The sequence below is a fragment of the Pantoea sp. VS1 genome (assembly GCF_002207995.1).
Lineage (GTDB): Bacteria > Pseudomonadota > Gammaproteobacteria > Enterobacterales > Enterobacteriaceae > Pantoea > Pantoea dispersa.
This window is the reverse complement of record NZ_NHZE01000019.1, coordinates 129,492-137,594: the sequence shown is the minus strand read 5'-3', so window position 1 is coordinate 137,594 and position 8,103 is coordinate 129,492. Positions and strand designations below refer to the sequence as shown.

General features: G+C 56.7%; 8 protein-coding genes. 3 read left to right on the top strand and 5 right to left on the bottom strand.

Annotated elements, in window-relative coordinates:
• Window positions 1-139 precede the first annotated feature (139 nt).
• The 5 genes from leuD to leuL all read right to left on the bottom strand — a co-directional run bounded on the left by leuD (window position 140) and on the right by leuL (window position 4,993).
• On the bottom strand, window positions 140-745 hold the full coding sequence (gene leuD, locus CBW22_RS11225; RefSeq protein ID WP_021507574.1) for a 3-isopropylmalate dehydratase small subunit: 606 nt from the start codon (window positions 743-745) through the stop codon (window positions 140-142).
• A gap of 3 nt (window positions 746-748) precedes the next feature.
• The gene (gene leuC, locus CBW22_RS11220; protein WP_058759634.1) at window positions 749-2,155 is read right to left on the bottom strand and encodes a 3-isopropylmalate dehydratase large subunit; all 1,407 of its coding nucleotides are present in this window, start codon (window positions 2,153-2,155) and stop codon (window positions 749-751) included.
• Window positions 2,156-2,159: 4 nt separating this feature from the next.
• On the bottom strand, window positions 2,160-3,251 hold the full coding sequence (gene leuB / locus CBW22_RS11215) for a 3-isopropylmalate dehydrogenase (protein WP_088516659.1): 1,092 nt from the start codon (window positions 3,249-3,251) through the stop codon (window positions 2,160-2,162).
• 2 nt (window positions 3,252-3,253) lie between these two features.
• Window positions 3,254-4,816 carry a 2-isopropylmalate synthase gene (gene leuA, locus CBW22_RS11210; RefSeq protein ID WP_088516658.1) on the bottom strand — a complete coding sequence of 521 codons (1,563 nt, stop codon included), beginning with the start codon at window positions 4,814-4,816 and terminating at the stop codon, window positions 3,254-3,256.
• Window positions 4,817-4,909: 93 nt separating this feature from the next.
• Window positions 4,910-4,993, bottom strand: a complete 84-nt coding sequence (gene leuL / locus CBW22_RS26935; protein ID WP_125308910.1) for a leu operon leader peptide — start codon at window positions 4,991-4,993, stop codon at window positions 4,910-4,912.
• 132 nt (window positions 4,994-5,125) lie between these two features.
• Here leuL and CBW22_RS26030 point away from each other — a divergent pair, with 132 nt between their 5' ends.
• The 3 genes from CBW22_RS26030 (at window position 5,126) to ilvN (ending at window position 7,943) form a co-directional block, all read left to right on the top strand.
• Window positions 5,126-5,305 (top strand): hypothetical protein, encoded by a 180-nt coding sequence (locus CBW22_RS26030; RefSeq protein ID WP_132466716.1) that lies wholly within the window; start codon window positions 5,126-5,128, stop codon window positions 5,303-5,305.
• A gap of 419 nt (window positions 5,306-5,724) precedes the next feature.
• Entirely contained in the window at window positions 5,725-7,449 is a 1,725-nt protein-coding gene (gene ilvI, locus CBW22_RS11205) for an acetolactate synthase 3 large subunit (protein WP_031279705.1), read from the top strand.
• 2 nt (window positions 7,450-7,451) lie between these two features.
• Window positions 7,452-7,943, top strand: coding sequence for an acetolactate synthase small subunit (gene ilvN / locus CBW22_RS11200; protein ID WP_010615603.1), 492 nt, complete (start codon window positions 7,452-7,454; stop codon window positions 7,941-7,943).
• Window positions 7,944-8,103 lie beyond the last annotated feature (160 nt).

The window sequence follows — 8,103 nt, the reverse complement described above, 5'->3', positions numbered from 1 at the left end:
CAGGCTCATCCTTGCGTATTATGACCGGGCAGAAAAGCGTATTATCCGGATCGACTGACCACAAAAAGTGTTACCTGTGTGCCCGGTCTGATCTGTTACCCATGTGCCCGGTCGTACCTTGCTGCGCACCGGGTAAACCTTAACGCAGAAACGCTGGCTGGCTGGATTCGTAACTGGCGATGGACGCTTCATGCTGCAGCGTCAGGCCAATGCTGTCGAGGCCGTTGATCATGCAGTGCCGACGGAAGCTGTCGATTTCAAAGTGGTAAACCTTGTCGCCGGCGGTGACGGTCTGCGCTTCGAGATCCACGGTGAAGCGGATACCCGGCTGCGCGGCCACCAGTTTGAACATTTCATCGACCTGCTCTTCGCTCAGCTTTACCGGCAGCAGCTGGTTGTTAAAGCTGTTACCGTAGAAGATGTCAGCGAAACTCGGCGCAATCACCACGTGAAAACCGAAGTCGGTCAGCGCCCACGGCGCGTGTTCACGCGAGGAGCCGCAGCCAAAGTTCTCACGCGCCAGCAGGATGCTGGTGCCTTTGAACTCCGGCTTATTCAGCACGAAGCTGGCGGTCGGCTGGGTGCCGGCGTCATCATCAAAACGCCAGTCGTGGAACAGGTGTGCGCCAAAGCCGGTGCGCGTCACTTTCTGTAAAAACTGCTTCGGGATGATGGCATCGGTGTCGACGTTTGCGGCATCCAGCGGGGCCACAATCCCGGTGTGTTGGGTAAATTTGTTCGCCATGGCTTAAGCTCCCTGAGTCAATTCACGAATGTCGGCAAAACGACCGGTTACCGCCGCCGCAGCAGCCATCGCCGGGCTCACCAGATGGGTGCGACCGCCGCGACCCTGGCGACCTTCAAAGTTACGGTTACTGGTTGAGGCACAGCGCTCGCCCGGATTCAGACGGTCGTTGTTCATCGCCAGGCACATCGAACAGCCCGGCAGACGCCATTCAAAACCGGCTTCGAGGAAGATTTTGTCCAGGCCTTCGGCTTCAGCCTGCGCTTTCACCGGACCGGAACCTGGCACCACCATCGCAACCACGCCCGGCGCGACTTTGCGGCCTTTGGCGATCGCGGCAGCCGCGCGCAGATCTTCGATACGTGAGTTAGTGCAGGAACCGATAAACACTTTATCGATCGCTACCTCAGTCAGTTTGATGCCCGGCTGCAGATCCATATAGGCCAGCGCTTTCTCGGCAGAAGCGCGTTCAACCGGATCGGCAAACGAGGCCGGATTCGGGATGGCCTGATCCACGGCCATCACCTGGCCCGGATTGGTGCCCCAGGTGACCTGTGGCGCGATATCGGCAGCATTCAGCGTCACAACGGCGTCAAACTGCGCGTCGCTGTCGGACTTCAGCGTGCGCCAGTAAGCCACTGCCTGCTCCCACTGCTCGCCCTTCGGCGCAAACTGCTTGTCTTTCAGATAGGCAAACGTGGTGTCATCCGGTGCTACCAGGCCCGCTTTGGCGCCCATCTCAATCGCCATGTTGCACAGCGTCATGCGGCCTTCCATGCTCAGCGCTTCAATCGCCGGGCCACAGAATTCAACCACGTGACCGGTGCCGCCGGCGCTGCCGGTTTTACCGATGATCGCCAGCACGATGTCTTTGGCGGTGATGCCCGGCGCAGCTTCGCCCAGCACTTCAATCTTCATGGTTTTCGCCCGGCCCTGTTTCAGGGTCTGGGTGGCGAACACGTGCTCCACTTCGGAGGTGCCGATACCGAACGCCAGGGAACCAAAGGCGCCGTGCGTTGCGGTGTGCGAGTCGCCGCAAACGATGGTCATGCCCGGCAGCGTCATGCCCTGCTCAGGACCGATCACGTGCACAATGCCCTGGAACGGGTGGTTCAGGTCATACAGCTGAATGCCGAACTCAGCACAGTTCTTCATCAGCTCCTGCATCTGGATACGCGCCATTTCACCCGAGGCGTTGATGTCTTTGGTCTGGGTGGAAACGTTGTGGTCCATGGTGGCAAAGGTCTTCGACGGCTGGCGCACTTTGCGGCCGTGCGCACGCAGACCGTCAAACGCCTGCGGCGAGGTGACTTCGTGAATCAGGTGACGATCGATATACAGCAACGGCGTTTCGTCTGGCGCTTCGTGAACGACATGTGCATCAAATAACTTCTGGTATAAGCTTTTCATTTTGTTATTTTTCCTCGCTGATGTAACCGGCAATGATGCTGCCCATTTCATCGGTACTCACGGCAGGGCCGTCACCGGCCAAATCACGGGTGCGATGGCCCGCTTCCAGCGCACGGCTTACCGCGCGCTCAATGCTATCCGCAGCGGCGTCAGCGTTCAGGCTGAAACGCAGCAGCATCGCCAGCGACAGAATCTGCGCAATCGGGTTAGCGATGTTCTGGCCGGCGATATCCGGTGCGGAACCGCCCGCCGGTTCGAACAGGCCGAATCCCTCTTCATTCAGGCTGGCCGAAGGCAGCATGCCCATCGAGCCGGTAATCATCGCGCACTCGTCCGACAGAATGTCACCAAACAAATTCGAGCAGAGTAAAACGTCAAACTGCGACGGATCCTTAATCAGCTGCATGGTGGCGTTGTCGATGTACATATGGCTCAGCTGCACATCCGGATAATCTTTTGCCACTTCGTTAACGATTTCACGCCACATCACCGAGGTCGCCAGCACGTTAGCTTTATCAACGGAAGTCACTTTATTACGACGCTTGCGCGCGGCTTCAAAGGCGTTGCGGGCAATACGCTCGATTTCGAAACGGTGATAGACCTCGGTATCAAAAGCGCGTTCATGCGCGCCGCTGCCTTCGCGGCCTTTCGGCTGGCCGAAATAGATGCCACCGGTCAGCTCACGCACGCACAGGATGTCGAAGCCGCGGGCGGCGATGTCGCTGCGCAGCGGGCAAAATGCTTCCAGACCGTTGTACAGCGCCGCCGGGCGCAGATTGCTGAACAGTTTGAAGTGTTTACGCAGCGGCAGCAGCGCACCGCGCTCAGGCTGGCCGGCTGGCGGCAGGTGTTCCCATTTTGGACCGCCGACCGAGCCGAACAGAATGGCATCGGCCTGCTCAGCACCGGCCACGGTGGCGGCGGGTAAAGGTTCACCGTGAAGATCGATGGCGATACCGCCGACATCATATTCGCTGGTGGTGATGCGCATATCGAAGCGCGCGCGAATCGCGTCGAGAACTTTCATGGCCTGCGCCATCACTTCCGGACCGATTCCGTCGCCTGGCATTACCGCAATATGATAAGACTGAGTCATAGTTACACCGTTTCCTTCTGATCTTTAAATTTACGCTGCAATTCTTTTTCGACCTGCTTTGCCCGCCAGATGTTGTTCAGGGCATTCACCATCGCTTTCGCCGAGGATTCGACGATATCGGTCGCCAGGCCCACGCCGTGGAATTTACGCCCGTTGTAGTTGACCACGATATCGACCTGACCCAGCGCGTTTTCGCCGTGGCCTTTCGCGGTCAGCTTGTAGTTCACCAGCTCAGCATCGAAGCCGGTGATACGGTTAATAGCCTGGTAGACGGCATCAACCGGACCGTTACCGGTGGCGGCGTCGGCTTTGGCCTCTTCGCCGCAGCCCAGCTGCACCGACGCCGTCGCGGTGATGCTGGAGCCGGTCTGCACGTTGAATTCGTTAAGCTGGAAGTACTCCGGCTCTTCATTCTGCTTATTAATGAAGGCCAGCGCTTCCAGGTCGTAATCGAACACCTGGCCTTTTTTGTCCGCCAGCTTGAGGAAGGCGTCGTACAGCGTATCCAGGTTGTAATCGGACTCTTTGTAACCCATCTCTTCCATACGGTGCTTCACGGCGGCACGGCCGGAGCGGGAGGTCAGGTTCAGCTGAATTTTGTGCAGGCCAATCGATTCTGGCGTCAGGATTTCGTAGTTTTCGCGGTTCTTCAGCACGCCATCCTGATGAATGCCGGAGGAGTGGGCGAAGGCGTTGGAACCGACCACCGCTTTGTTGGCCGGGATCGGCATGTTGCAGATCTGGCTGACAATCTGGCTGGTGCGGTAGATTTCCTGATGATTGATATTGGTGTGCACGTTCATGATCTGCTGACGGGTTTTAATCGCCATGATCACCTCTTCCAGCGCACAGTTACCGGCGCGCTCGCCCAGGCCGTTCAGCGTGCCTTCGACCTGACGCGCACCGGCCAGCACTGCCGCAATGGCGTTACCGGTCGCCATGCCCAGATCGTCATGGGTGTGCACCGACAGAATCGCTTTGTCGATGTTGGGTACGCGCTGCACCAGCTGACCAATAATGTTGGCGTACTCGCCCGGCAGGGTATAGCCCACGGTGTCCGGAATATTGATGGTGGTGGCGCCGGCGTTGATCGCGGCTTCTACCATGCGGCACAGGTCGTCAATCGGCGTACGGCCACCGTCTTCGCAGGAAAACTCAACGTCATCGGTATAGTTGCGCGCCCGCTTAATCATGTGCACCGCGCGTTCGATCACTTCCGGCAGCGTGCTGCGCAGTTTAGTGGCGATATGCATCGGCGAAGTGGCGATAAAGGTGTGAATACGGAAGGCGTCGGCTACGCGCAGCGATTCGTAAGCCGCGTCGATATCTTTCTCTACACAGCGCGCCAGACCACACACGCGGCTGTTTTTGATGGTCCGGGCAATGGTCTGCACGGATTCGAAATCACCCGGCGAAGAGACCGGAAAACCGACTTCCATTACATCCACGCCCATCCTTTCCAGCGCCAGGGCGATCTGCAGTTTTTCTTTAACACTCAGGCTGGCCTGTAATGCCTGTTCGCCGTCGCGCAGAGTGGTATCGAAAATTATTACTTGCTGGCTCATGGTCATCTTCCTTTTGCATTGACTTCGCCGGTGCTACGAGCATAAAAAAACCCGCGCAGTGGCGCGGGTTTTTTAACTTTCAGCAGGTTCGAATCAGTTGTTGATTTCGCCCACGAGTCTACCGCGCAAACTGGATGCGTTAAGTAGTAGACCGAGTAGACGAAAAGAACGTGACATGAATCAAACCTCGTAAAATGAGTGCTGCACATATTGGTACTGGATTCGCCTGGCGATGTCAACCCTAAGTGAAAGGGTATTTCTCTGGCCGGATAAGGGCGATGTGCTGGGATTATCGGTCATCACAGAGCATTGCCATTAATTAACGGTGGCTTGGCGCGTTATGCCACTTTAAAAAATCTTTTAAAAAAGGCGGATAATTTTAAGTTGCTGAATTATATGTTTTTAGTAAGGCTTATTCGTCAGGTGGAAAAACAAGATAAAGCTTGTTGCTTAGCAGATTGTGATGTGGAAGAGGGATTTAAGAGTTAATCACGCCAGAAACGCGGTAACGGAAAAAATTGTGGGCTAAACACGCTGGCAATATGAAAATCATATTTCTTACAACACGCTGTAAATAATCTGCAAACCAGCATTTTCCTCTGTCCTTATGCCATCGCATTAGTTTATTCCTCCCGGGCGATAATCACGCGTCAGTGCCTTTTTTGCCACTGACAGCGCCGTGCCGCCTTATGACGTTTGCAGGCCGGGTTTTCTGCGGTTATGGTAATCGACCTACTCTCAAAAGAATCCACGCAGGTAGATTCCCTGTACCTGGAAGACGAAATGAATGGCGTCTTCTGAGCATAAACATAAGGTTTTGATCTTAATTGGCAATAAAGGGACAGATGCGAGCGGCACGCAGGATAGCGTTTGCTGGCGCAGCTGGCTCTCAAGCCTGGAGGCAGAAAATGGAGATGTTGTCAGGAGCCGAAATGGTCGTCCGTTCGTTAATCGATCAGGGCGTTAAGCAGGTATTCGGTTATCCGGGCGGTGCGGTGCTCGATATTTATGATGCGCTGCAAACGGTCGGTGGTATTGACCACGTGCTGGTGCGCCACGAGCAGGGCGCCGTACATATGGCGGATGGCCTGGCGCGCGCGACCGGCGAAGTCGGCGTGGTGCTGGTCACCTCAGGTCCTGGCGCCACCAACGCCATCACCGGCATTGCGACCGCTTATATGGATTCCATTCCGCTGGTGATCCTCTCCGGTCAGGTGCCGTCCTCGCTGATTGGCTATGACGCCTTCCAGGAGTGCGACATGGTGGGGATTTCGCGTCCGGTGGTGAAGCACAGCTTCCTGGTGAAAAGCACCGAAGAGATTCCGACGGTGCTGAAAAAAGCCTTCTGGCTGGCGGCCAGCGGTCGTCCGGGACCAGTGGTGATCGATCTGCCAAAAGATATTCTGAATCCGGCCAATAAGCTGCCGTACGTGTGGCCGGAAACCGTCAGCATGCGCTCTTACAATCCGACGCTGCAGGGCCACAAAGGCCAGATCAAGCGCGCGCTGCAGACGCTGCTGGCGGCGCACAAGCCGGTAATTTACGTCGGCGGCGGGGCCATTACTTCAGGCTGCGAGGCGGAACTGCTGCAGCTGGCAGAGCAGCTGAATATTCCGGTTACCACCTCGCTGATGGGGCTGGGCGCGTTCCCGGGCACGCATCGTCAGTGTGTGGGCATGCTCGGTATGCACGGCACCTATGAAGCCAACATGACCATGCACAATGCCGATCTGATCTTTGGTATCGGCGTACGTTTTGACGACCGCACCACCAACAATCTGGCGAAGTATTGCCCGAATGCCACCGTGATGCACATTGACGTCGATCCAACCTCGATCTCCAAAACCGTCAGCGCCGATATCCCGATTGTCGGCGATGCCAGACAGACGCTGACGCAGATGCTGGAGCTGCTGGCGCAGAGCGAGGCGAAGCAGGAACTCGACAGCCTGCGTGACTGGTGGCAGAGCATTGAAGGCTGGCGCAGCCGCAAGTGCCTGGAATTTGACCGTACCAGCGACAAAATCAAACCGCAGGCGGTGATCGAAACCATTTGTCGTTTGACGCACGGCGAGGCGTATGTGACCTCGGACGTCGGCCAGCACCAGATGTTCGCCGCGCTTTACTATCAGTTCGATAAACCGCGTCGCTGGATCAACTCCGGCGGCCTCGGCACCATGGGCTTTGGCCTGCCGGCGGCACTCGGCGTGAAGATGGCGCTGCCGCAGGAAACCGTAATTTGCGTGACCGGCGACGGCAGTATCCAGATGAACATTCAGGAGCTGTCGACCGCGCTGCAGTATGACCTGCCGGTGCTGGTGCTGAACCTCAACAACCGCTTCCTCGGCATGGTGAAACAGTGGCAGGACATGATTTACTCCGGCCGCCATTCACAATCCTATATGGAATCGCTGCCGGACTTCGTGCGCCTGGCGGAAGCCTATGGCCACGTGGGCATCGCGATTCAGCATCCGGCTGAGCTGGAAGAGAAGCTGCAGCTGGCGCTCGATACGCTGGCGAAAGGGCGTCTGGTGTTTGTGGATGTCACGGTGGACGGCAGCGAGCACGTCTACCCGATGCAGATTCGCGGTGGCGCGATGGATGAGATGTGGTTGAGCAAAACGGAGAGGACTTAATTATGCGTCGTATTTTATCAGTTCTGCTGGAGAACGAATCCGGCGCATTGTCGCGCGTGGTGGGGCTGTTTTCCCAGCGCGGCTATAACATTGAGAGCCTGACCGTCGCGCCGACCGACGATCCTACCCTGTCGCGCATGACCATTCAGACCGTGGGCGACCAGAAAGTGCTGGAGCAGATCGAAAAGCAGCTGCACAAGCTGGTGGACGTGTTACGCGTCAGCGAACTGGGGCAGGGCGCTTACGTCGAGCGTGAAATCATGCTGGTGAAGATTCAGGCAAGCGGGTACGGTCGCGAAGAGGTAAAACGCAGCGCGGAAATTTTCCGTGGGCAGATCATTGATGTGACGCCGACGCTGTACACGGTTCAGCTGGCCGGCACCAGCGATAAACTCGACGCGTTCCTTAACACCGTACGCGAAGTGGCGGAAATCGTTGAAGTGGCGCGTTCCGGCATCGTCGGGGTATCACGCGGCGATCGCGTAATGCGTTAATACCGCAAAGTTATCATCGGTTTTCAAGCTAACCCGGCGGAATGCCGGGTTTTTTTATTTTATGCGCTTCGGCCGCTTGTGCATGAAAAGCGGTTGCTCAGCGTACTGTTCTGCGGTTAGATGTTACAAATGTTTTACCCTTAGCTACTCTGCGGACATT